Genomic DNA, 23,156 nt, shown 5'->3' with positions numbered 1-23,156 from the left:
GGGCCGTCTCGATAGCTCACCGCCGATGAGGACGCCTTGAGTACCACCACCTCCCGACCCACCGCCGACCTGGCCCGGCTGGACGCCCTCGGCGCCCGGCTCGACCACTGCCTGCTTCGCGACCTTCCCGAACTGCGCCGTCGCCTCGCCGGGCTGCGCCGCCGTGCCCGGGAGGGCAAGCCCATCGACCGGGGCCTGGATGGCCTGGAGCAGCGCCTGAGCGCCTCCGAGGCACGCCTGGCCGAGCGCCGCGGGCGGGCGGTGCGCCTCGATTACCCCGCCGAGCTGCCGGTGGTGGAGCATCGTCAGTCGATCCTCGAGGCGCTGCGCGACCACCAGGTGGTGGTGGTGGCCGGCGAGACCGGCTCCGGCAAGACCACCCAGCTGCCCAAGCTGTGCCTGGAACTGGGCCTGGGGCGGCGCGGCCTGATCGGCCACACCCAGCCGCGGCGCCTGGCGGCCCGCTCGGTGGCCACCCGGCTGGCCGAGGAGCTGGCCACGCCCCTGGGCGAGCAGGTCGGCTACCAGGTGCGCTTCACCGACCAGACCAGCGATGCCACCCTGATCAAGCTGATGACCGACGGCATCCTGCTGGCGGAGACCCAGCACGACCCGGACCTCTCCCGCTACGAGGCGATCATCATCGACGAGGCCCACGAGCGCAGCCTCAATATCGACTTCCTGCTCGGCTACCTGAAGCGCCTCACCCGGCGTCGCCCCGACCTCAAGATCATCATCACCTCGGCGACCATCGACGTGGAGCGCTTCTCTCGCCACTTCGCCCTGCCGGGCGACGCGGGCGAGCCGCGCCCGGCCCCGGTGGTGGAGGTTTCCGGGCGCACCTACCCGGTGGAGGTGCGCTATCGCCCCCTGGTGCGTGACGCCGAGGACGAGGCCGACCGCACCCTCCAGGAGGGGATCCTCCATGCGGTGGAGGAGATCGAGGCCATCGAGCGGGAGAAGGGCTGGCGCCACGGTCCCCGGGACGTGCTGATCTTCCTGCCCGGCGAGCGCGAGATCCGCGAGGCCGCCGACACCCTGCGCCGCGCCCAGCTGCGCGACACCGAGGTGCTGCCCCTCTATGCACGGCTCTCCAATGCCGAGCAGAACCGGGTCTTCCAGCCCCACCGCGGGCGGCGCATCGTGCTCTCCACCAATGTCGCCGAGACCTCGCTGACCGTGCCGGGCATCCGCTACGTGATCGACCCGGGCCTGGTGCGCATCAGCCGCTACAGCTACCGGGCCAAGGTGCAGCGCCTGCCCATCGAGCCGATCAGCCAGGCCAGTGCCGACCAGCGCAAGGGGCGCTGCGGGCGGGTCGCCGAGGGGGTCTGCATTCGCCTCTACGACGAGGAGGACTTCCTCGGCCGGCCGGCCTTTACCGAACCGGAGATCCAGCGCACCAACCTGGCCTCGGTGATCCTCTCCATGCTGGCGCTGAAGCTCGGCGAGATCGAGGCCTTCCCCTTCGTCGACGCCCCGGACCCACGCTTCATCAAGGACGGCTTCCGGCTGCTCTTCGAGCTGGGCGCGGTGGACGAGCGCCAGGGCCTCACCGCCCTGGGGCGGCGCCTGGCGCGGCTGCCCATCGATCCGCGCCTGGCGCGCATGGTGCTGGCCGGGGCCGAGGGAGGCGGCCTGCGCGAGGTGCTGATCGTGGTCTCGGCGCTGGCGGTGCAGGATCCCCGGGAGCGCCCGGCGGAGAAACGCCAGGCCGCCGACCAGGCCCATCGTCGCTGGGACGATCCGGACTCCGACTTCGTCGCCTGGCTCAATCTCTGGGAGGGCTTCGAGGCCGCCCGGGAGGAGCTCTCCGGCAACCAGCTGCGGCGCTGGTGTCGCGATCACTTCCTCAACTACCTGCGCCTGCGCGAGTGGCACGACACCTTCCGCCAGCTGCGCCAGCTGCTGCGCGACATGGAGATCACGGTGCCGCCGGCCCAGCCCTGGCCCAAGACCGGCGAGGGCGAGGCGGCGGTCAGCCAGCGCCGCGCCCAGGCCCAGCGCCTGCACCAGGCGCTGCTCACCGGGCTGCTCTCCAACCTCGGCCAGCTCACCGAGAATCGCGAGTACCTGGGGGCGCGCAACCGCAAGTTCATGATTCACCCCGGCTCCGGCCTGGCCAAGAAGTCGCCCAAGTGGGTGATGGCCGCCGAGCTGGTGGAGACCTCGCGGCTCTTCGCCCGCCAGGCGGCGCGCATCGAGCCCCAGTGGATCGAGCCGCTGGCCGGGCACCTGGTCAAGCGCAGCTACAGCGAGCCCCACTGGGAGATGAAGCGCGCCCAGGTGGTGGCCTTCGAGCAGGTCACCCTGTTCGGCCTGCCCATCGTCAACCGGCGCAAGGTGCACTATGGCCCTATCGCGCCCAGGGAGGCCCGGGAGCTGTTTATCCGCCGCGCCCTGGTGGAGGGCGAGTTCAAGACCCGCGGCGACTTCTTCGCCCATAACCGCGCCCTGATCGAGGAGGTGGAGGAGCTCGAGGACCGCGCCCGGAGGCGCGATATCCTGGTCGACGAGGAGGCGCTGTTCGCCTTCTACGACGCTCGCCTGCCCGAGGAGATCGTCAACGGCAAGGGCTTCGAGCACTGGCGCCGGCAGGCCGAGGCCGAAGACCCCGAAGTCCTCAAGTTCGACAAGGCGGCGCTGATGGCCCGGGAAGCGGAGGAGGTCACCGCCGCCCAGTACCCGGACCAGCTGAGCCTGAACGGCGTCAGCTACCCGCTGAGCTACCACTTCCAGCCCGGGGCGGAGGACGATGGCGTGACCCTGACGGTGCCGGCGGCCATGCTCGGGCAGCTGCCGGCGGCGCGCCTCGACTGGCTGGTGCCGGGGCTGTTGCGGGAGAAGTGCATCGGCCTGCTCAAGGGGTTGCCCAAGGCGATCCGCCGCCAGGTGGTGCCGATCCCCGACTGGGTGGATGCGGCCCTGGAGCGCCTGGTGCCGGACGATACCCCCCTGACCGCGGCCCTCGGCGAGTTCCTGCGGGTCAAGACCGGCCTGCGCCTGGGCCCCGACGACTGGAACGAGGCGCAGCTCGAGCCCCACCTGCGCATGAACCTGCGGGTGGTCGACCATGAGGGTCGCGAACTGGGCCAGGGGCGCGACCTGGAGGCCCTCAAGGCGCGCTTCAGCGAGGCCGCCAGTGCCGGGGCCCGGGCCCTGGCCGAGGCGGTGCAGGGCGCCGCCGCCACCCGCGTCGAAGCGTTGCCCGAGGAGGCCCTGCCCGAGTCCCGGGTCACCACCCAGGCGGGCATCCGGGTCGAGGCCTACCCGGCCCTGGCGGAGGCGGACGACGGCCTGGCGGTGGAACTCTTCGAGCACCCGGACAAGGCCCGGGAGGCGCATCGCCACGGCATCAAGCGCCTGGCCATGCGCGAACTGCCGGACCAGGTCAAGGCACTGGGCAAGCTGCCCGGCGTCGACAAGTGCGCCCTGCTGTTCGCCAAGGTGGGCAGCAAGCGTCAACTGGTGGATGACCTGGTGGCGGCGGTCTTCCTGGAGGTGATGGCCGAGGAGCCGCTGCCGCGCTCCCGGGCAGAATTCGCCGCGCGCCTCGAGGCCGGGGCCGCCGAACTGCTGCCCCGGGGCGAGGCCAAGGTGGCGCTGCTGGCGCGGGCCCTGAGCGGCCATCTGGCGGTGACCAAGGCGTTGAAAGGCAACCTCAGTTTCGCCCTGGCCCTGGTATACAGTGACATCAAGGCCCAGATGCAACGCCTGGTTCATCCCGGCTTTATCGCCGCGGCGGGGCCCTGGCTGGAGCACTACCCGCGCTACATGGAGGCCGCCGCCCTTCGCCTGGAGAAGGCGCCCCGGGAGCGCATGCGCGACCAGATGCTGATGCAGGAAGTGCACGGTTTCGAAACGCGCCTGGCGGAACGCCTCGAGGCGAGCCGCCGCGCCGGACGCGAGGATCCCCGCCTGGTGGAATTCGGCTGGTGGATCGAGGAGTTGCGCGTGTCGCTGTTCGCCCAGCAGCTCGGCACCCTGATGCCGGTCTCCGCCAAGCGGCTGGAGAAACGCTGGGCGGAACTGATCGAACACGGCTGATTGACGATGGCCGGGGGCCTTGGGCGCCCGGCACAGGAGAGCAAGATGACGACAGCGGTAATCACCGGCTCGGGCCTCTTTACCCCGGCCCATGCCATCGATAACGACGCCCTGGTGGCGGCCTTCAATGCCTGGGTGGACGCGGAAAACGCCCGCCATGCCGAGGCCATCGCCGCCGGGGAGCGAGAGCCCCTGGCCCACTCCAGCAGCGACTTTATCGTCAAGGCCTCGGGCATCCACAGCCGTTATGTGCTGGATGCCGAGGGCATTCTCGACCCGGCGCGGATGCGCCCCCGGTTGCCCCAGCGCGGCAACGATGAGTTGTCGATTCAGGCCGAGATGGGCCTGGCCGCGGCCACCCAGGCCCTGGAGCGGGCCGGGGTGGCGGCGAGCGAGATCGAGCTGGTGATCGTCGCCTGTTCCAACCTGGAGCGCCCCTATCCGGCGGTGGCGGTGGAGTTGCAAGCGGCCCTCGGCGCCGGCGGCCACGCCTTCGACATGAACGTGGCCTGCTCCTCGGCCACCTTCGCCCTGGAGCTGGCCAGCAACGCCATCCGCGCCGGCAGCATCCGCCGCGCCCTGGTGGTCAATCCGGAGATCTGCTCGGCGCACCTCAATTTCCGCGACCGGGACAGCCACTTCATCTTCGGCGACGCCTGCACCGCCCTGGTGGTGGAGGCCGACGAGGTAGCCCGCGTGGGCGACGGCTTCGAGATTCTCGGCACCCGGCTGACCACCCGCTTCTCCAATGCCATTCGCAACAATGCCGGTTTCCTCAATCGGGTCACCGACAGCGATCCCCAGGCCCTGGACAAGCTCTTCGTCCAGGAAGGGCGGCGGGTGTTCAAGGAGGTCTGCCCGATGGTGGCGGCCCTGATCACCGATCATCTGGCGAGCCTGGAGCTGGCGGGCGACGACCTGTCGCGCCTCTGGCTGCACCAGGCCAACCGTCATATGAACGACCTGATCGCCCGCAAGGTGCTGGGCCATGATCCCTCCCCGGAGCAGGCCCCGGTGATCCTCGACCGCTACGCCAACACCAGCTCGGCGGGCTCGATCATCGCCTTCCATCGGCATCGGGACGACCTGCCTTCCGGTGCCCTGGGGGTGGTGTGCTCCTTCGGCGCCGGGTACAGTGCCGGCAGCGTAATCTTGCGCAAGGCATAAGCACGGGGTAGGCGTCAAAGGTGAAAGCGATGAATGGCAAGGGATGGCGGGACCTGGGAAGCCGGCTGGGCAAGCTGGCGGTGGTGCTGATGGCGGTGAGCCTGCTGGCCGGCTGCGCCGGGCGGGTGGCGGTGGAGGATCGCCATCCGGACGACCCCTGGGAGGGCTTCAACCGGGGGGTCTATGCCTTCAATGATGGCCTGGACCGCGCCCTCCTGCGTCCCGCCGCGGTGGCCTACGACACCGTGACCCCGGATCCCCTGCAGCGTGGGGTGAGCAACTTCTTCTCCAACCTGGGGGAACTGCGCACCGCCCTCAACAGCCTGCTGCAGGGCAAGCCCGCCAATGCCGGCCTCGCTACCGGACGCTTCGTGATCAATACCACGGTGGGCATCCTGGGCCTGGTGGACGTGGCCACCCAGATGGAGATCACCGCCGACAAGGAAGACTTCGGCCAGACCCTGGGAGTCTGGGGGGTGGGGGAGGGACCCTACCTGGTCTTGCCCTTCTTCGGTCCCAGCACGGTGCGGGATACCGCCGGCCTGCCGGTGGACTGGGTGACCTACCCCACCCACCAGCTCAATGACCGGGACCTGGAGATATTCCTCACCGCCTTGAACCTGGTGGACAAGCGGGCCGGGCTGCTCGACCAGGAGGCCCTGATCCGCGGCGACCGCTACGTCTTTATCCGCGATGCCTACCTGCAACGGCGACGTTTCGAGGTCAGCGATGGCGAGCTGGGGGACGACCCCTTCGCCAGCGACGACTTCGATTTCGACTTCGATGACGATGACTTCGACTTCGGCGATGAGGCCAGCGACGGCGCTGGCGAGGCCGACTAAGGCAGGACGCTTATGGCCAGTCAACGACGCCTGATCGGTGTGCTGGATCGGCCGGGAGAGGATCGCGATGCCCTGGCCGAGGCGATCGCCAAGGGCCCCTTCGCGGTGGCCGCGGCGGAGCGTCTCGAGGACCTGCCCGAAGAGGCCGCCCTGGTGGTGGCCCATGTGCGCGCGGTGCCCAGCCATGCCTGGGCGGCCCTGACCGCGACCCTGCCCACCCTGGTGGTCAGCGAGTCGCGCCTGGACAGCGACCTGCTGGCGGCGGTGGCGGCGGGCACCGTCGACTACATCGTGCGGCCCCTGAAGCACGCCGAGCTGCTGCGGCTGATGATTGCCAAGGTGCTCGAGAACCACGAGCTGGCTCGGGAGCATGCCCGGGATCGTCAGCGCCTGGCGGAGCTCAACGAGAGCCTGGAGACCCATCTGGCGCTGCTGCGCCTGGATCAACAGGCCGGCGGACATATCCAGCGCAAGCTGCTGCCGCCTCGGCCCCTGAGGCTGAATGGGGTCGCCTGCGACTACTGGCTGGCGCCCTCGCTCTACCTGTCCGGGGACTTTCTCGACTTCCAGCGCTTCGATGAGCGCTACAGCGTCTTCTATTTCGCCGATGTCTCCGGTCATGGGGCCTCCTCGGCCTTCGTCACCGTGCTGCTCAAGTACCTGTGCAATCGCTGGCTCACCGAGTGGGATGGCAGCGATCCCGAGGCCTTGCCGGCTCAGTGGCTCGCCGCCCTGAATCGGGAGTTGCTGGATACCGGCATCGGCAAGCACGCTACCCTCTTCGTGGGAGTCATCGACCGGGAGGCCCATCGGCTGTACTATTCGCTGGGGGCCCAGCTGCCGATGCCGCTGCTGGAGGCCCAGGGCGAGGTCCACCCCCTGGAGGGGGAGGGCATGCCCGTGGGGCTCTTCCCCCAGGTGGCTTATCCCAGCCTGGTGTGCGAGCTGCCGGCGAACTTCCGGCTCTGGCTCTGCTCCGATGGGGTATTGGAGTGTCTCAAGGGAGAGACCCTGGCGGTACGGCTCAAGGAACTGGAGCGCCTGGCCCTGGCCTGCGACAGCGTGGCAGGGCTGCGCCGCCGACTGGCCCTGGGCGAGATCGGGGCCGACGATGATGGCCTGGTTCAGGACGCCCCGGGCCACGACGATTTACCCGATGATCTGACCATCATGACCTTGAGCGGTTTCGACCATGATAATGCATGAGGGGCGACTGAAGGCGGCCTTCGAGTCCGGTGTCTTCGTGCTCAAGCTGTGCGGGGACGTGCGACTGACACTCTGCGCCACCCTGGATAACCAGGTGCAGCGCCTGGCCGAGACGCCGGGACTGACCGCGGTAATGATCGACCTGCGCGAGGCCAGCAACGTGGACTCCACGGCGCTGGGCTTCCTGGCCAAGGTGGCCATGGCGGTGAAGGGGCGCCTGGAGCAGCCGCCGACCATCGTCGCCGACCATCCCGATGTCCAGCGAATGCTGGATGTGATGGGCTTTGCCCACTATTTCAACCTGGTCGAGGCGCCGCTCACCGAGCCGGCCCAGCTCGACGACCTGCCGCTGGTGGAGGCGGACGAGGCAGCCATGCAGCAGCGCATCCTCGAGGCTCACCGCATCCTGATGCGCATGAACGAGCACAACCGCGAGCAGTTCCAGCCGTTGGTGGAGTTGCTGGAGTCCCAGCAGCCCCAGGAGCACTAGGCTATGCCTGAAAACTGGCTGCGCTCGGCCATACGGTGTTAAAAACCGGCTCGTGCGCGAGTCCGATCAAAATACTCATTTACATCCCGTAAACTCGTACGCGAGCCCGGTCCGTCTTTTCGCCGATTTTTGCCTTGTCTGGCCTTCGCTCGCCGACTTTTCAGCCAAAGCCTAAGGCTATCAACCAACACAAACGCCCCGGCCATGGCCGGGGCGTTTTGCGTTGGGGTGACACCGCTCCCGTAGGGGGCTTAGCGACGCAGTTCCGCCAGCAGCTCCTCCAGCTTGCGCTGGTCGGCCATGAACTTGCGGATCCCCTCGGCCAGCTTCTCGGTGGCCATGGCATCCTCGTTGAGGGCCCAGCGGAATTCCGCCTCGTCCAGGGGCTCCCCGGCGGAGGTCTCGGCGTCGTCCAGGGGCGCCAGTCGGCGGGGCAGGGGGCCCGAGTCCTCCGCCAACTGCTCGAGCAGCGCCGGCGAGATGGTCAGGCGGTCGCAGCCCGCCAGGGCCTCGATCTCCCCCTGGTTGCGGAAGCTGGCCCCCATGACGACGGTCTTGTAGCCCTGGCCCTTGTAGTGCTCGTAGATGCGTCGCACCGACTGGACTCCCGGGTCCTGGTCGCCGGAGAAGTCGGCGTCCGGCTGCTGGGCCCGGTGCCAGTCGAGGATGCGCCCGACGAAAGGCGAGATCAGGGTGACGCCGGCGTCGGCACAGGCCTGGGCCTGGGCGAAGCTGAACAGCAGGGTGAGGTTGGTATGAATGCCTTCGCGTTCCAGCTGCTGGGCGGCGCAGATCCCCTCCCAGGTCGCGGCCACCTTGATCAGGATGCGCTCGCGGCCCACGCCATGCCGTTCGTAACGGGCGATCAGGGCCCGGGCCCGGTCCAGGGTGGCCTGGGTATCGAAGGAGAGGCGGGCGCTGACCTCGGTGGAGACATAGCCGGGCACCAGGGCGGCGATCTCGCTGCCGATCTCCACCGCCACGGTGTCCAGGGCGTCGTCGATATCGGTGCAGTGGCGGGCGATCTCCGCCAGCCGCGCCCGGCGATCTGCCTGCTGGGCCGCCTGCAGGATCAGCGAGGGGTTGGTGGTGGCATCCTGGGGCTGGAAACGGCGAATCGCCTCCAGGTCACCGGTGTCGGCGACCACGGTGGTCATCGCCTTGAGCTGGGTCAACTTGTCTTGGGCCATGGGGGTGTCCTGTGGGCTCCTGTCTTGTCTAGACACTCTAACAAGCTCCCTCGAGGCTGGGTATGGGGGAAGCGGGCCGACGCGGGATCCTGGCCGGCCTGGTCGGGCTGGCCTCAGGCTGGCGACGCACCTTTGGCTCGGCCAACGTGAAGCCCGAGGCCAGGGTGTCCAGCTCCCGGGCTTCCTGTTCCAGGGTCTGGGCCGCCTCGTTTGCCTGCAGGGCCCTCTCCTGATACTGCCGGGTGACCCCCTCCATCTGGCGCATGGCCTGGTTGAGCTGGACGATGCCGTCATGCTGCTCCCGGGAGGCCTGGGAGATGCCCTCCAGCAGGGTGCTGACCTCGTCGACCGCCGTGACGATGGCGCGCATGCCGTCTCCGGCGCGGGCGGTGAGTTCGGTGCCGCTCTCGATGCGTGACAGGGAGCGCTCGATCAAGCGACGGATATCCTCGGCTGCGGTAGCGCTGCGCGCGGCGAGGGCGCGCACCTCGCCGGCCACTACCGCGAACCCCCGGCCCTGCTCACCGGCCCGGGCCGCTTCCACCGAGGCATTGAGTGCCAGGATATTGGTCTGGAAGGCGATGGCGTCGATCAGGGTGATAATCTCGGCGATACGCCCCGATTCGTCGCGGATGGCCTGCATGGTCGCGACGCACTGAACCACTTGGTCACTGCCTTCCCGGGCCCGCTGACTGGCGCAGGCGCTGAGCGAGGCGGCCTGATTCGCATGCTCGGCATTGTGAGCCACGGTGGCGGTGAGCTGGTCGAGGCCGGCGGCGGTCTGCTCCAGGGCGCTGGCCTGTTGCTGGGTGTGGCCGGCCAGGGCGCGATTGCCGAGGCTGGCCTGCTGGGCATGGGTCAGGACCCGCTCGCCCCCCGTGCGCACGCCGACCGCCATGTCGGCCAGGGCCGCCTGCATGCGGGCGAGTTCGGCGAACAGCTGGCCAATCTCGTGGCGGCCCCGGGAGGCGATAGGGCGGGAGAGATCCCCCGCCGAGATATGCTGGAAATGGGCGATGACCTCCCGCAGGGGGCCGAGCACCCGGCGCTGGCCGAAGACGGCGACGCCGGCCAGGAGCAGGGCCGCTAGGCCCAGGCCGAGGGTCAGTCCCAGGGTGGCCAGGCGGGCCTGGGCATCGGCGCGGCGCATCAGGTCGGCGACGCGGCGGTCGGCATCCTCATGGAAGCGGTGGGCCTCGGCGTGAAGGGCATGGCTCGCCGCCATGGCCTCATGGGTCAGCGCACGGTAGGCTGCCCGATCGCCACGCAGGATGGCGTCCCGCTGCGCCCGCATGGCCTCGTCCAGTTGCTCATAGTGGGCCGCCAGTTGCTGGCGGATGTCCGCCTGAGCGGCATCGTAGGGAGCGGCCATGAACTGGGCCTGGGCGGCGGCCATGATCGCCAGCTCACGCTCGATCGCTTCGAGGGCGGCCTCGGGGTCGCCGAGGGAGGGGCGCAGCTGGCGCTCCAGGGCGCGATCCATCCGGGTCAGGCCCTCGAGGGCGGCGACCTGCAGGCGGCTCAGGGAGGAGGCCTGCTGCACATTGACGCGCTCCAGCTCGATCAGCTGGGTGCGGCTCTGCTGGGTGACCTGCAGGGCGAAGAGGGTCAGGGCCCCCACCAGCAGGGCAATCGACAGCAGTAGCAGGCGGGCGAGGTGGCGAAGGGAAAGGCGATCGAGCAGCGTCAAGGCGGCACTCCAGGGGGGATCGGAAAACGGAGTCGCTAGCCTGCCAGTCAATTATTGCATTATGACTAATACGCTCGCCCTGAGCTGGCGCGGCAAGCCGAGGGCTGGCGTCATGGCGTCAAGGGAGTACAATTAGCAACCTATCTTTTTCCCGGAGGCCCGCTTGACTCTCGACCCCCGTCGCCTGGCGCTGCTGGTGGCCGCCAACACCGCCCTGGCTCCCTTCGCCATCGATGCCTATCTGCCCGCCATGGGGGCCTTGTCCGAGAGCATCGGCGCCAGTATCCATCGCACCGAGCTCTCCCTGAGCGTCTTCCTGGCCGGATTCGCCGTGGGCCAGCTGCTCTTCGGGCCGCTCTCGGACCGCCTCGGCCGGCGCCCGGTGCTGCTGGGGGGGCTGGTGGTCTTCCTGCTGGCCAGCCTGGCCATCACCCAGGTGGAGTCCCTGTCGAGCCTGCTGGCCTGGCGCTTCGTTCAGGCCCTGGGCGGCGGGGCCACGGTGGTCAATTCGGCGGCCATCGTGCGCGATTGCTTCAGCGGCCGGGAGGCGGCCCGGGTCATGTCCACCATGGCGATGATCATGCTGCTGGCGCCGCTGGTGGCACCGGTGGTGGGCAGCGGCCTGTTGCATCTGGGCGACTGGTGGCTGATCTTCGTCTTCCTGGCCGCCTATGCCGCCTTCCTGCTGTGGCTGCTGGGCACCAAGCTGCCGGAGACCCGCCATCGCGATGGCCCCACCGCCTCGCCGCGACAGATGCTGGGCAACTACGCCAGGGTCCTGACCCACCGCGAAAGCCTGGGCTATATCTGCGCCACGTCCATGACCTTCGCCGGGCTGTTTGCCTTTATCACCGCCTCGCCCTTCGTCTATCTGCAGCACTTCGGCGTCTCGCCCTCCCACTATCCGCTGCTGTTCGGCGCCAATGTGCTGACCATGCTGGCCTCCAATCGCCTCAATATGCACCTGCTGTCCCGCTATACGCCCCAGCAGAACCTGCGCTTGGGGCTCGGCATTCAACTGGTTGCCGGCCTGGGGCTGGTGGCGATGATGGCCAGCGGCCTGGAGTCGCTGTGGCTGGTGGTGCCGCTGATCATGCTGTTCGCCGGCACCATCGGCCTGGTGGCCCCCAATGCCATCACCTGCCTGCTGGATAACTTTCCGGGCATGAGTGCCACCGCCACCGCCCTGCAGGGCAGCATCCAGTTCAGCTGCGGGGCCCTGGCCGGGGTGCTGGTGGGGGCCTTCGAGATCGATAGCCTCTGGCCCATGGTGTTGACCATGCTGGGGGCGAGCCTGATCGCCAACCTGGGGCTGCGCCGACTGGTGCCGAAGGCGCGTTATGCCTGAGGCCTGGTGGCTGGAGATGGCCCCCGCCGTCTGGAGCGCCTGCGCCCTGGTCCTGTTGCTGGGGGCCCTGGTGCAGCGGGTCACCGGCTTCGGCCTGGCGGTGGTGGGGGCGCCCTTGCTGTTGTTGCTGGAGCCTTGTCTGGTGCCGGTGATCCTGGTGATCTTCGGCCTGCTGGTGTCGCTGATGATGGTGCGGCGCTATTACCGGGAGATTCGCCTGGACGCCATCGGCATGGCCCTGGTGGGGCGCCTGCCCGGCAACGCCCTGGGGCTCTGGCTGCTGGTGGCCGCCCCCCTGGTGGTGCTGGAGAAGGTGATCGCACTGATCGTGCTCAGCACCGTGGCGATCACCCTGGGGCGCTTCCGGCTGCCGGTCAATCGCGCCAGCCTGTTCGGGGCCGGGGTGGTGTCGGGCATCTTCGGCACCGTGGCGGCCATCGGCGGCCCGCCCCTGGCGCTGCTGCTGCATGGCCTGCCGCCGGATCGCCTGCGCGGCAACCTGGCCGCCTACTTTATCGTCACCGCCAGCCTCACCCTGGCGCTGCTGGCCCTGGCCGGCCGGGTCGGCCTCTGGCACTGGCAACTGGCGCTGAGCTACCTGCCGGCGGTGCTCGTCGGTCATCTCCTCGGCGCCTGGCTGGCGCCACGCCTCAATGCCCGGGTGATCCAGGCCGCTTCCCTGACGGTCTGTACCCTGGCGGCCCTGGTGTTGCTGTTCTAGGCGACGTCATTCCCTGTCATGCGGCTGTCATTTTCGTTGGGCAAAGTGAGCCCACGTCAAGGCAGAACCTCTTCGACCGACAGGAGTGACTCGCATGAATCGCATCATCAAGACCACCGCCATCGCCGCCGCCGTCATGGGCAGCGTGAGCGTCGCCCAGGCCCGAGAAACTATCCAGATCGCCGGTTCCTCCACCGTGCTGCCCTTCGCCAGCATCGTGGCCGAAGAGTTCGGCAACAGCATGGCGCAGTTCAGCACGCCGGTGGTCGGTTCCGGTGGCTCTGGCGGTGGCCTGCGCCAGTTCTGTCAGGGGGTCGGCGAGAACACCATCGATATCGCCAACTCCTCCCGGGCCATCCGCAACGGCGAGCTTGAGAACTGCCAGGCCAACGGCGTCAACGAGGTGCTGGAGGTGATGTTCGGCTACGACGGCATCGTCTTTGCCTCCCGGGCCGACCGGGGCGCCTTCGCCCTGACCCCGGGCCATGTGTTCGCCGCCGCCGCCCGCCAGGTGACCGTCGACGGCGAGGTGGTGGACAACCCCTACACTCGCTGGTCCGAGATCGACGCCGAGCTGCCGGATCAGGAGATCGTGCTGGTGATCCCGGCCTCCAACCACGGCACCCGCGAGGTGTTCGAGGAGAAGGTGCTGGATCCGGGCTGCGATAGCCTCGGCATGGATGGTGACGCCTGCCACTCTCTGCGTGGCGACGGGCGCATCATCGAGATCGCCGGCGACTACACCGAGACCCTGGCGCGCCTCGATGCCCAGGCCGACGCCGTGGGCGTCTTCGGCCTGAGCTTCTACGACCAGAACCGCGACCGCCTCCAGGTGGCCACCGTGGATGGCGTGACCCCGAGCCTGGAGACCATCGGCTCCGGCGAGTACCCGGTCTCCCGTCCGCTGTTCTTCTATGTCAAGGGCGAGCACCTGGATGTGATCCCGGGGTTGGCGGAATACACCGAGTTCTTCCTCAACGAGATGGTCTCCGGCTACGGCAGCCCGCTGGAAGACGCCGGCCTGATCCCGCTGGATGACGACGAGCGTGCCGAGGCCCTGGCCCAGTTCCAGGCGCGCACCCTCGTCACCGGCGAGTAACGCCCAGGGAGTCGAAGACTCACGCCGGCCGGGGCCCGTCGGGGCCCCGGCCGCAGTGATGCGGAGAGAGGATGAATAATCTCGTACTGATCGCTAGTGTGCTTTGCGTGATGGCCCTGGCCTACCAGGTCGGCCTGACACGCAGTCGTGCCCTGGCCCAGGGGCCGCGCCGGTTGCACTCGCGCCCCGGCTATTATGGCGTGCTGGTGGCCCTGTGGTGTGGCCTGCCGGCACTCGGCCTATTGCTGCTGTGGAGCCTGCTGGGGCCACAACTGGTGGAGCAACTGGTGATTCGTCAGCTGCCCCCCGAGGTGCTGGCCCTGGGCGAACGGGAGTTTGCCACCTTCATGCGTCGGGCCGCGGCCCTGGCGGCGGGCAACCGGGTCTCCTCCGGCGGTAGCGAGGCGGAGCTGGCGGCGGCGGCGCACCTGGCCCGACTGGACTCCCTGGGGCGCCTGATCCTGGTCGCGGCGATGGCCGTGGTCGCGGTGGCGGGTCTGGTTCATGCCCGGGGGCGCGTCTCGCCCTCCCTGCGCGCCCGCAACCAGGTCGAGCGGGTGATCATGGTGGCCCTGGCGATGAGCTCGGCGGTGGCCATTCTCACCACCGTGGGGATCGTGCTGTCGATGCTGGGCGAGGCGCTCAACTTCTTCCGCTTCGTCAGCCCCCTGGACTTCTTCCTGGGCACCACCTGGAACCCCCGCTTCAGCACCTCCGGGACCGACAGCCAGGGCGAGTTCGGGCTCCTGCCGCTGCTCTGGGGTACCCTGATGGTCAGCGGGATTGCCCTGTTGGTGGCGATCCCCGTGGGCCTGATGACCGCGATCTACATGGCCGAATATGCGCCGCCCTGGCTGCGCAATGTCGCCAAGCCGGTGATCGAGGTGCTGGCCGGGATTCCCACCATCGTCTACGGCTTCTTCGCGCTGATCGTGATCGGGCCCTTCCTCTCCGATCTCGGCGACCTGATCGGCATCAGCATTCGTACCACCAGTGCCCTGACCGCCGGCCTGGTGATGGGGATCATGATCATCCCCTTCGTCTCCTCGCTCTCCGACGACATCATCACCCAGGTGCCCAAGGCCCTGCGGGACGGGGCCCTGGGGCTCGGCGCCACCAAGTCGGAGACCATCCGCCAGGTGGTCTTGCCGGCGGCCCTGCCGGGGATCGTTGGCGCCTTCCTGCTGGCCGCCAGTCGCGCCATCGGTGAGACCATGATCGTGGTGCTGGCGGCGGGCAATAACCCGGTGCTGCACGGCAATCCCTTCGAGGCGGTCTCCACCATCACGGTCACCATCGTCAATCAGCTGACCGGCGACATGGACTTCGCCAGCCCCCAGTCGCTGGTCGCCTTCGCCCTGGGCTTGACCCTGTTCGTCATCACCCTGGGCCTGAACGTCATCGCACTGCTCGTGGTGCGCAAATATCGCCAGCAATATGAGTGAGGTCCCGATGACTCCGACTTCCGCAAGCGTCGACCACTCGCGCCGACGGGACCTGATCGAGGCCTCGCTGAAGCGCCGCCATGCCCGGGAGCGCCGCTTCCGTCGGCTGGGGCTGGGCGCCGTGATCCTCGGCATGGGGCTGGTGGCGATTCTCTTCGCCAGCATCCTGATGCGTGGCGTGCCGGCCTTCTGGCAGGCCACCTTCACGCTGGATGTCCACTTCGATCCCGAGGTGATCCGCGTCGAGGCCAAGCCCGAGCGGGGCCCCGGCGAAAGCGAGGCCGACTTCCGCGAGCGTCATCTGGCCTGGCAGGGTCAGGTGGGGATGGTCAACTGGCAGCAACTGCTCGATCGCGCCCTGATGGCGGAGCTGGGCGAGGTGGAGGCCCGTCAGGCCCGTGACCTGCGCGCCCTGATCGCTTCCGGCGAGCGGTTCGCCCTGCGCGACCGCTTTATCGAGGACCCCGATCTGCTGGGCCAGACGCGGTCCCTCAAGCTGCTCGCCAGCGCCAACGTGGATGTCTGGTTGAAAGGCAATATCGACCGCAGCCTGCCCGATCATCAGCAGCAGTTGAGCGCCCAGACCCGGGCCTGGGCGGATGCCCTGCATGACCGGGGTGTGATCACCAATGCCTTCAGCACGGCACTCTTCCTCAACCCGGACTCCCGTAGTTCGCTGGCCTCGGCGGGTCTGGCCGGCGCCTTCATGGGGTCGCTATTCATGATGCTGGTGGTGATACTGCTGGCGGTGCCCCTGGGCGTGGCGAGTGCCATCTATCTCGAGGAGTTCGCGCCCCGGAACCGCCTCACCGACCTGATCGAGATCAATATCAACAACCTGGCAGCGGTGCCCTCCATCGTCTTCGGCCTGCTGGGGGCGGCGATCTTCATCGGTTACCTGGGGCTGCCGCTCTCGGCACCCCTGGTGGGGGGACTGGTACTGACCCTGATGACCCTGCCCACCATCATCATCGCGACCCGGGCGGCGCTGCGCTCGATTCCCGGCTCGATTCGTCAGGCGGCGCTGGGCATCGGTGCCTCACGGGTACAGACGGTCTTTCATCATGTGCTGCCCCTGGCGCTGCCGGGGATCCTCACCGGCTCCATCCTGGGGGTCGCCCAGGCCCTGGGCGAGACCGCGCCGCTGCTGCTGATCGGCATGAATGCCTTCGTGGCCAATGTGCCGGGTACGCCCCTGGAGCAGTCCACGGCCCTGCCGGTGCAGATCTACCTGTGGCAGGGCAATGAACTACGCAACTTCTTCGAGGCGCGCACCTCGGCGGCGATCATCGTGCTGCTGGGCCTGATGCTGAGCCTCAATGCGCTGGCCATCTGGCTGCGCAAGCGATTCGAGACGAGGTGGTAACGATGAACATGGCAACAAAAGCGGCAATCGAGACACCCACTCCCCTGGGGGCCGGCAATAGCCGTACCAGCAAGGCCAGCGAGCGGATCAAGATGCGCGCTCGGCAGGTCAAGGTGCACTATGGCGACACCGAGGCCCTCCACGGCATCGACCTGGATATTCACGAGAACGAGGTGGTGGCCTTTATTGGCCCCTCCGGTTGCGGCAAGTCGACCTTCCTGCGTTGCCTCAATCGCATGAACGACACCATTCCCGGTTGTCGGGTCGAGGGGCGGGTGCAGCTGGATGAGAGCGATATCTATGACCCCAGCCTCGATGTGGTGCTGCTGCGGGCCCAGGTGGGCATCGTCTTCCAGAAGCCCAACCCCTTCCCCAAGTCGATCTACGAGAACATCGCCTACGGGCCGCGGCTGCATGGCCTGGCCAGGCGGCGCAGCGAGCTGGACGATATCGTCGAAGGCAGCCTGCGCCGGGCCGGCCTCTGGGAGGAGGTCAAGGATCGCCTCGACCAGCCCGGTACCGGCCTCTCCGGGGGCCAGCAGCAACGCCTGTGCATCGCCCGAACCATCGCCGTCAGCCCCGAGGTGATCCTGATGGACGAGCCCTGTTCGGCCCTGGATCCCATCGCCACCGCCAAGGTGGAGCAGTTGATCGATGAGCTCAGCGACAGCTACACCATCGTGATGGTCACTCACAACATGCAACAGGCGGCCCGGGTCGCGGATCGTACCGCCTTCTTCCATATGGGGGATCTGGTGGAAGTGGACACCACCGACCAGATCTTCACCAACCCCAGCGATCAGCGCACCCACGACTATATCACCGGCCGTTTCGGCTAACGTCGTTTGGCGCCGGCCTCAGGGCCGGCGCCCGACCGCTGCCTGACCGTCGCTTGGACGGTCACTTTTTTGTCTTTATACATATGCTAATGTGAATGTTCATATGGGCGCCTTGCCCCCGGGCAGGGCTCGTCAAGGAGAAGGGTAGGATGGCACTGACTATCGGAATCAACGGCCTGGGACGCATCGGTCGGCTGACACTGCGGGCGCTCTGGGCGCGGGTCGAGACCGGCGAGGTGACGATCGCCCGGATCAACGACCCGGGCGGCGACGCCGCCACCTTCGCGCACCTGCTGGAGTTCGACTCCGTGCATGGGCACTGGAGCCCGGGGCAGGGCATCCGCGCCGAGGGGGAGGCCATCGTCATCGATGGGCACGTGATCCCCTTCAGCGGCAACCGGGAGCTGGCCGACAGCGACTGGTCGACCTGCGCGGTGGCCATCGAGTGCTCCGGCAAGATGAAGACCACGGAGAAGCTCCAGGCCTACCTGGAGCAGGGGGTGGCGCGGGTGGTGGTCAGTGCCCCGGTCAAGGAAGACGGAGTGCTCAATGTGGTGATGGGGGTCAACGACGACCGCTATGACCCGGCGACGCACCGTATCGTCACCGCCGCCAGTTGCACCACCAACTGCCTGGCCCCGGTGGTCAAGGTGATCCACGAGACCTACGGCATCCGCCACGGCTCCATGACCACGGTGCACGATATCACCAATACCCAGAGCATCCTCGATGCCCCCCACAAGGACCTGCGCCGGGCCCGGGCCTGCGGCATGAGCCTGATCCCCACCACCACCGGCTCTGCCAAGGCGATCACCGCCATCTTCCCGGAGCTTACGGGCAAGCTCAACGGCCACGCCGTGCGGGTGCCCCTGGCCAACGCCTCCCTCACCGACATGGTCTTCGAGCTGGCGCGGGAGGTCACCGCCGAGGAGGTCAATGGGGCGCTCAAGGCCGCCGCCGAGGGCGAACTGGCCGGTATCCTGGGCTACGAGGAGCGGCCGCTGGTCTCCATCGATTACCGCACCGACCCGCGCAGCTCCATCGTCGATGCGCCCTCGACCCTGGTGGTGAACGGCACCCAGCTCAAGCTCTACGCCTGGTACGACAACGAGTGGGGCTACGCCAACCGCACCGCCGAGCTGGCCCTCAAGGTGGCCCGTGGTTAGTGGGGGAGGGGGCATGTCCCTGGGCGCCCGGCTGCGGGCGCTGCCCTTCGAGGTGCGCCAGTACCTGCTGATCACCGGCAACTACTGGGCCTTTACCCTCACCGACGGCGCCCTGCGCATGCTGGTGGTGCTCTACTTCAGCCAGCTCGGCTACTCGCCGCTGGAGGTGGCCCTGCTGTTCCTCTTCTACGAGGCCTTCGGGGTAGTCACCAACCTGGTGGGGGGCTGGCTGGGGGCGCGCCTCGGGCTCAACCGCACCATGAACGTCGGCCTCGGTTTGCAGATCGTCGCGCTCGCCATGCTGCTGGTGCCGGCGGAGCTGCTCACCGTGGTGTGGGTGATGGCCGCCCAGGCGCTCTCGGGGATCGCCAAGGACCTCAACAAGATGAGCGCCAAGAGCGCGGTCAAGGTGCTGGTGCCCCAGGACAGCGCCAATGCCGGCAGCGCCCTCTACCGCTGGGTGGCGATCCTCACCGGTTCCAAGAACGCCCTCAAGGGGGCCGGCTTCTTCCTCGGCGGGGCCCTGCTGACGCTGATCGGTTTCCAGGGCGCGGTGCTGGCCATGGCGCTGATGCTCGTGGCCGTGCTGGGGCTGTCGCTGTGGCGGCTCAAGGCCGACCTGGGGCGGCTCAAGCGCAAGCCCAGGTTCAGCGAGGTGTTCTCCAAGTCGCGGGCGGTGAACGTGCTCTCGGCGGCGCGGCTCTGCCTGTTCGCCTCCCGGGACGTCTGGTTCGTGGTGGCGTTGCCGGTCTTCCTCCATGAACAGCACGGCTGGAGCCACTGGACGGTGGGCGGCCTGCTGGCGATCTGGGTGATCGGCTATGGCGGCGTCCAGACCCAGGCGCCGCGGCTGACCCGGCTGATTCATGGCGAGGCGCGCCGCCTCACCGCCGGCTGGGCGGCGGCGCTGGCCCTGCTCGGGGTGGGGCTGGCGCTCTTGCCGCTGGAAGCGGTCTCCTGGCTGGTGCTAGGCTTGCTGGCTTTCGGCGTGCTCTTCGCCATCAATTCCAGCTGGCACAGCTACCTGATCGTCCACTATGCCCGGGCCGACGGGGTCTCCATGGACGTGGGCTTCTACTACATGGCCAACGCCATGGGGCGGCTGATCGGTACCCTGCTGTCGGGCTGGCTCTATATGCAGTACGGGCTCAGCGCCTGCCTGTGGGTGGCCGCGGCCCTGGTGGCGGCCAGTGCCCTGCTGGCCCTGGGGCTGCCCCGTCAGCCTGCCTGAGCCCGATGCCCTCGAAGGAGGTGATTTCTGGAAGCCATTCGTCTGTTTAAGTGCCTGGGGGGCCCTGCCATGTCGGGCCGCCTGAGCCCGATGCCCTCGAAGGAGGCGATTCCTGGAAGCCATTCGTCTGTTTAAGTGCCTGGGGGGCCCTGCCATGTCGGGCCGCCTGAGCCCGATGCCCTCGAAGGAGGTGATTTCTGGAAGCCATTCGTCTGTTTAAGTGCCTGGGGGACGAGACGCGCTTGTTGCTGGTGCTGTTGATCCACCGGGAGGGGGAGCTCTGCGTCTGCGAGCTGACCCATGCCCTGGAGGCTTCCCAGCCCAAGGTCTCCCGCCACCTGGCCCAGCTGCGCGCCTGCGAGCTGCTCAGCGACCGCCGCGACGGCCAGTGGGTCTACTATCGCCTGGCCGCGACCCTACCCGACTGGGCTCACCAGGTACTGGAGGCCGCCGAGGCGGGGGAGGGGCCGCGCCTCTCGGCCCTCCAGGCCCGGCTCGGCTGCATGGGCAACCGCCCGGAGCGGCGTTCGGCGCTCTGTTGATACCCGGCAGGCCCTGCCTCGGCGCGGTGTTAACACCGGTCTCGACCGAGGGCCGGATCAGGCGGCACTGGGGAAGTGCTGCCGGGTCTGGTTGGCGATGCGCACCAGGGCCAGCATCAGCGGCACCTCCACCAGCACCCCCACCACCGTGGCCAGCGCCGCCCCGGACTGCAGGCCAAACAGGGCGATGGCGGCGGCCACGGCCAGCTCGAAGAAGTTGCTGGCACCGATCATCGCCCCCGGGGCGGCCACGTTGTGGGGCACCTTCCAGGCCTTGGCCCAGCCGTAGGCGATAAAGAAGATCAGGAAGGTCTGGAGAATCAGCGGGATGGCGATCAGCACGATATGCAGCGGGTTGGCGAGGATGACCTCGCCCTGGAAGGCGAACAGCAGCACCAGGGTGATGATCAGCCCAATCGGTGTCACCGGGCCAATATGCTTCATAAAGACGTTGTCATACCACTCGCTGCCGTGGCGCCTGACCAGGATGCGCCGGGTCAGGACGCCGGCGGTCAGCGGTATCACGATATACAGCACCACCGATAGCACCACGGTATCCCAGGGCACCTGAATATTGGAGATACCGAGCAGTAGCACCACGATGGGGGCGAAGGCGAACAGCATGATCAGGTCGTTGAGGGACACCTGCACCAGGGTGTAGGCGGCATCGCCCCGGGTCAGGGTGCTCCACACGAAGACCATGGCGGTGCAGGGGGCGGCCCCCAGCAGGATGGCGCCGGCCAGGTACTGGCTGGCGAGCTCCTCGGGAATGAAGGGGCGGAACACCACCATCAGGAAGAACCAGGCGATGGCGAACATGCTGAAGGGCTTGATCAGCCAGTTCACCGTGGTGGTGATGACCAGCCCCTTGGGTTGGCGGCGCACGCCGAGTACGGCGGCAAAGTCGATCTGTGCCATCATCGGAAAGATCATCGCCCAGATCAGCACCGCCACCGGGATCGAGACCTGGGCGACCTCGAAGCGCGACAGGGTCTCGGGTACCGCCGGGGCGAACTGGCCGAGCAGTACCCCGGCGACGATGGCCAGGGCCACCCAGACCGAGAGGAAGCGCTCGAATCGCCCCATGCCTTCGGCGGTACTGGGGGCGTGAGAACTCGTGGATGGGGGCATGGGAGGCTCCGCAGCAAGGCGTGGATCGAGGGCGTTTCGCTTGATGATATACGCATAAGCACATATGTAAACCGTTGGGGCCCGGCCGTGGCAGCGCCGGCTCGCGAGCCGGGGTAGGATGAGTGGCCATCATGGATGAGAGGGAGGTGATATGGGCGCGGCCCTGAGACTCGAGGCCCTGAGCATTGGCGCCCTGCGGGGCGTGGGTCTGACCCTGGTTCCCGGCGAGGTCGTCTGCCTCTCCGGGGCCAGCGGCAGCGGCAAGAGCCGGCTGCTGCGGGCCATCGCCGACCTGGAGCCCCATAAGGGCGAGGCCTGGCTGGGGGAGACACCATGCGCGTCGCTACCGGCCCACCAATGGCGGGCCCGGGTGATGCTGGTACCCGCCGAGAGTCACTGGTGGGCGGAGTGGGTCGGCGAGCACCTGGTGACGCCGCCCGCCGAGGCGGACCTCGCCGCCCTGGGCTTCACGGCCGGGGTGTTGGAGTGGGAGGTGGCCCGGCTCTCCTCGGGGGAGAAGCAGCGCCTGGCGCTGCTGCGTGCCATCACGGTATTGGATCAACACCCTGGCGAGCCCGGGGCGTTGCTGCTGGACGAACCCACCGCCAACCTGGACGAGGCCACGACCCGGGCGGTAGAGGCCTGGTTGAGCGAGCGCCTGCGGCAACGGGGCTGGCCGACCCTCTGGGTGGCTCACGACCGGGAACAGATTCGCCGGGTAGCGCATCGCCACTGGCAGATCGAGGGCCAGCGGCTGGTCGAGAGGGAGCCCCGCCCATGGACGTGATCGCCCTGAGCTGGTGGCAACTGGCCCTGGCCGCCGTCATGGTGGTGGCACTGGCCGGTTGCACGGCGGCCATGCGCCTGGGGGTCGGGCGCAGTCTGCTGATCGCCGCCACCCGCACCGTGGTGCAGCTGGCGCTGATCGGCCTGGTGCTGGAGGCGCTGTTCGCCGCCGAGCGCCTGCTGTGGGTCGCCCTGATGGCCCTGGCCATGCTGCTGATCGCCGGGCGCGAAGTGATGGCCCGCCAGCAGCGCCGGCTGCGCGGCGGCTGGGCCTTCGGCATCGGCACCCTGGCGATGTTCCTCTCTTCCTTCGCCGTGACCGTCCTGACCTTGACGGTGATCATCGGCCCCGACCCCTGGTACCGGCCCCAGTACGCCATTCCACTACTGGGCATGCTGCTGGGCAATACCATGACCGGGGTCGCCCTGGCCCTGGACCGGCTCACCGAGAGCGCCTGGCGCCAGCGGGGCGTGATCGAGAATCGCCTGATGCTGGGTCAGCCCTGGCAGGAGGCGATCGGCGATATTCGCCGCGAGGCCATGCGCAGTGGCCTGATGCCCACCATCAACGGCATGGCGGCGGCGGGGCTGGTCAGCCTGCCGGGGATGATGACCGGGCAGATCCTGGCCGGCACGGCACCGGGACTGGCGGTGAAGTACCAGATCCTGATCATGTTCGCCATCGCCCTGGGCACCGGCTTCGGCGCCCTGGCGGCGGTGGCGGCGGGCAGCCGGCGGCTGTTCGACTCCCGGGAGCGGCTGCGCCTGGACCGCCTGGCGCCGCCGCGGAAATAAGGGCGCCCGCCTGATGGCGGGCGCCGGTTCACCCTCATGATGGTGATCGGCCCCC

General features: G+C 68.4%; 19 protein-coding genes. 16 read left to right on the top strand and 3 right to left on the bottom strand.

Annotated features, from left to right (window positions below; translation table 11 throughout):
* The first annotated feature begins 36 nt into the window (after positions 1 to 36).
* Genes hrpA through IHD13_RS11655 form a run of 5 tightly spaced genes read left to right on the top strand, consistent with a single transcriptional unit; the run spans position 37 to position 7,752 of the window.
* The gene (gene hrpA, locus IHD13_RS11675) at positions 37 to 4,047 is read left to right on the top strand and encodes an ATP-dependent RNA helicase HrpA (protein WP_195861223.1); all 4,011 of its coding nucleotides are present in this window, start codon (positions 37 to 39) and stop codon (positions 4,045 to 4,047) included.
* Positions 4,048 to 4,092: 45 nt separating this feature from the next.
* Positions 4,093 to 5,214: a beta-ketoacyl-ACP synthase III gene (locus IHD13_RS11670; RefSeq protein ID WP_195861222.1), complete on the top strand. Its 1,122-nt coding sequence runs from the start codon at positions 4,093 to 4,095 to the stop codon at positions 5,212 to 5,214.
* A 29-nt stretch (positions 5,215 to 5,243) separates the two neighbouring features.
* Complete coding sequence (locus tag IHD13_RS11665) at positions 5,244 to 6,056, top strand: MlaA family lipoprotein (protein WP_195861221.1); 813 nt, start codon at positions 5,244 to 5,246, stop codon at positions 6,054 to 6,056.
* 12 nt (positions 6,057 to 6,068) lie between these two features.
* Positions 6,069 to 7,262, top strand: coding sequence for a PP2C family protein-serine/threonine phosphatase (locus IHD13_RS11660; RefSeq protein ID WP_195861220.1), 1,194 nt, complete (start codon positions 6,069 to 6,071; stop codon positions 7,260 to 7,262).
* Positions 7,249 to 7,752, top strand: coding sequence for an STAS domain-containing protein (locus IHD13_RS11655; RefSeq protein WP_195861219.1), 504 nt, complete (start codon positions 7,249 to 7,251; stop codon positions 7,750 to 7,752). Before IHD13_RS11660 ends, IHD13_RS11655 begins: the two co-directional genes overlap by 14 nt.
* A gap of 251 nt (positions 7,753 to 8,003) precedes the next feature.
* Here the strand turns inward: IHD13_RS11655 and tal are convergent, their stop codons facing one another.
* Positions 8,004 to 8,942, bottom strand: a complete 939-nt coding sequence (gene tal, locus IHD13_RS11650; protein WP_195861218.1) for a transaldolase — start codon at positions 8,940 to 8,942, stop codon at positions 8,004 to 8,006.
* A gap of 37 nt (positions 8,943 to 8,979) precedes the next feature.
* Entirely contained in the window at positions 8,980 to 10,632 is a 1,653-nt protein-coding gene (locus tag IHD13_RS11645; RefSeq protein ID WP_195861217.1) for a methyl-accepting chemotaxis protein, read from the bottom strand.
* Between the two features lie 163 nt (positions 10,633 to 10,795).
* On the opposite strand from IHD13_RS11645, the gene IHD13_RS11640 reads away from it, so the two are divergent.
* The 9 genes from IHD13_RS11640 (at position 10,796) to IHD13_RS11600 (ending at position 20,389) form a co-directional block, all read left to right on the top strand.
* Positions 10,796 to 11,980, top strand: coding sequence for a Bcr/CflA family multidrug efflux MFS transporter (locus IHD13_RS11640; protein WP_195861216.1), 1,185 nt, complete (start codon positions 10,796 to 10,798; stop codon positions 11,978 to 11,980).
* Positions 11,973 to 12,701: a sulfite exporter TauE/SafE family protein gene (locus IHD13_RS11635; RefSeq protein ID WP_195861215.1), complete on the top strand. Its 729-nt coding sequence runs from the start codon at positions 11,973 to 11,975 to the stop codon at positions 12,699 to 12,701. Before IHD13_RS11640 ends, IHD13_RS11635 begins: the two co-directional genes overlap by 8 nt.
* Before the next feature lie 94 nt (positions 12,702 to 12,795).
* Positions 12,796 to 13,800, top strand: coding sequence for a substrate-binding domain-containing protein (locus tag IHD13_RS11630; RefSeq protein WP_195861214.1), 1,005 nt, complete (start codon positions 12,796 to 12,798; stop codon positions 13,798 to 13,800).
* 71 nt (positions 13,801 to 13,871) lie between these two features.
* Complete coding sequence (pstC, locus tag IHD13_RS11625) at positions 13,872 to 15,245, top strand: phosphate ABC transporter permease subunit PstC (protein WP_195861213.1); 1,374 nt, start codon at positions 13,872 to 13,874, stop codon at positions 15,243 to 15,245.
* A 7-nt stretch (positions 15,246 to 15,252) separates the two neighbouring features.
* Positions 15,253 to 16,611: a phosphate ABC transporter permease PstA gene (pstA, locus tag IHD13_RS11620; protein WP_195861212.1), complete on the top strand. Its 1,359-nt coding sequence runs from the start codon at positions 15,253 to 15,255 to the stop codon at positions 16,609 to 16,611.
* A 92-nt stretch (positions 16,612 to 16,703) separates the two neighbouring features.
* A complete protein-coding gene (gene pstB, locus IHD13_RS11615; RefSeq protein ID WP_230086267.1) occupies positions 16,704 to 17,450 on the top strand; it encodes a phosphate ABC transporter ATP-binding protein PstB in 747 nt (248 codons plus the stop codon).
* A 149-nt stretch (positions 17,451 to 17,599) separates the two neighbouring features.
* On the top strand, positions 17,600 to 18,616 hold the full coding sequence (locus IHD13_RS11610) for an ArsJ-associated glyceraldehyde-3-phosphate dehydrogenase (RefSeq protein WP_195861211.1): 1,017 nt from the start codon (positions 17,600 to 17,602) through the stop codon (positions 18,614 to 18,616).
* 13 nt (positions 18,617 to 18,629) lie between these two features.
* Positions 18,630 to 19,847, top strand: coding sequence for an organoarsenical effux MFS transporter ArsJ (arsJ, locus tag IHD13_RS11605; RefSeq protein ID WP_195861210.1), 1,218 nt, complete (start codon positions 18,630 to 18,632; stop codon positions 19,845 to 19,847).
* Between the two features lie 197 nt (positions 19,848 to 20,044).
* The gene (locus IHD13_RS11600; protein WP_195861238.1) at positions 20,045 to 20,389 is read left to right on the top strand and encodes a metalloregulator ArsR/SmtB family transcription factor; all 345 of its coding nucleotides are present in this window, start codon (positions 20,045 to 20,047) and stop codon (positions 20,387 to 20,389) included.
* Between the two features lie 57 nt (positions 20,390 to 20,446).
* On the opposite strand, the gene arsB is transcribed toward IHD13_RS11600, so the two are convergent.
* Positions 20,447 to 21,520: an ACR3 family arsenite efflux transporter gene (arsB, locus tag IHD13_RS11595; protein ID WP_195861209.1), complete on the bottom strand. Its 1,074-nt coding sequence runs from the start codon at positions 21,518 to 21,520 to the stop codon at positions 20,447 to 20,449.
* Positions 21,521 to 21,671: 151 nt separating this feature from the next.
* Between arsB and IHD13_RS11590 the strand changes: the two genes are divergently transcribed.
* Together IHD13_RS11590 and IHD13_RS11585 are read left to right on the top strand one after the other, a co-directional pair.
* Entirely contained in the window at positions 21,672 to 22,307 is a 636-nt protein-coding gene (locus IHD13_RS11590) for an ABC transporter ATP-binding protein (RefSeq protein WP_195861208.1), read from the top strand.
* Positions 22,298 to 23,101 (top strand): ABC transporter permease, encoded by an 804-nt coding sequence (locus IHD13_RS11585; protein ID WP_195861207.1) that lies wholly within the window; start codon positions 22,298 to 22,300, stop codon positions 23,099 to 23,101. Before IHD13_RS11590 ends, IHD13_RS11585 begins: the two co-directional genes overlap by 10 nt.
* The last annotated feature ends 55 nt before the right edge of the window (positions 23,102 to 23,156 follow it).

This window comes from Halomonas sp. 328 (assembly GCF_015645095.1).
Classification (GTDB): Bacteria; Pseudomonadota; Gammaproteobacteria; order Pseudomonadales; family Halomonadaceae; genus Bisbaumannia.
The sequence above is the reverse complement of the archived record's forward strand: the minus strand, read 5'-3'. Positions and strand labels throughout refer to the sequence as shown.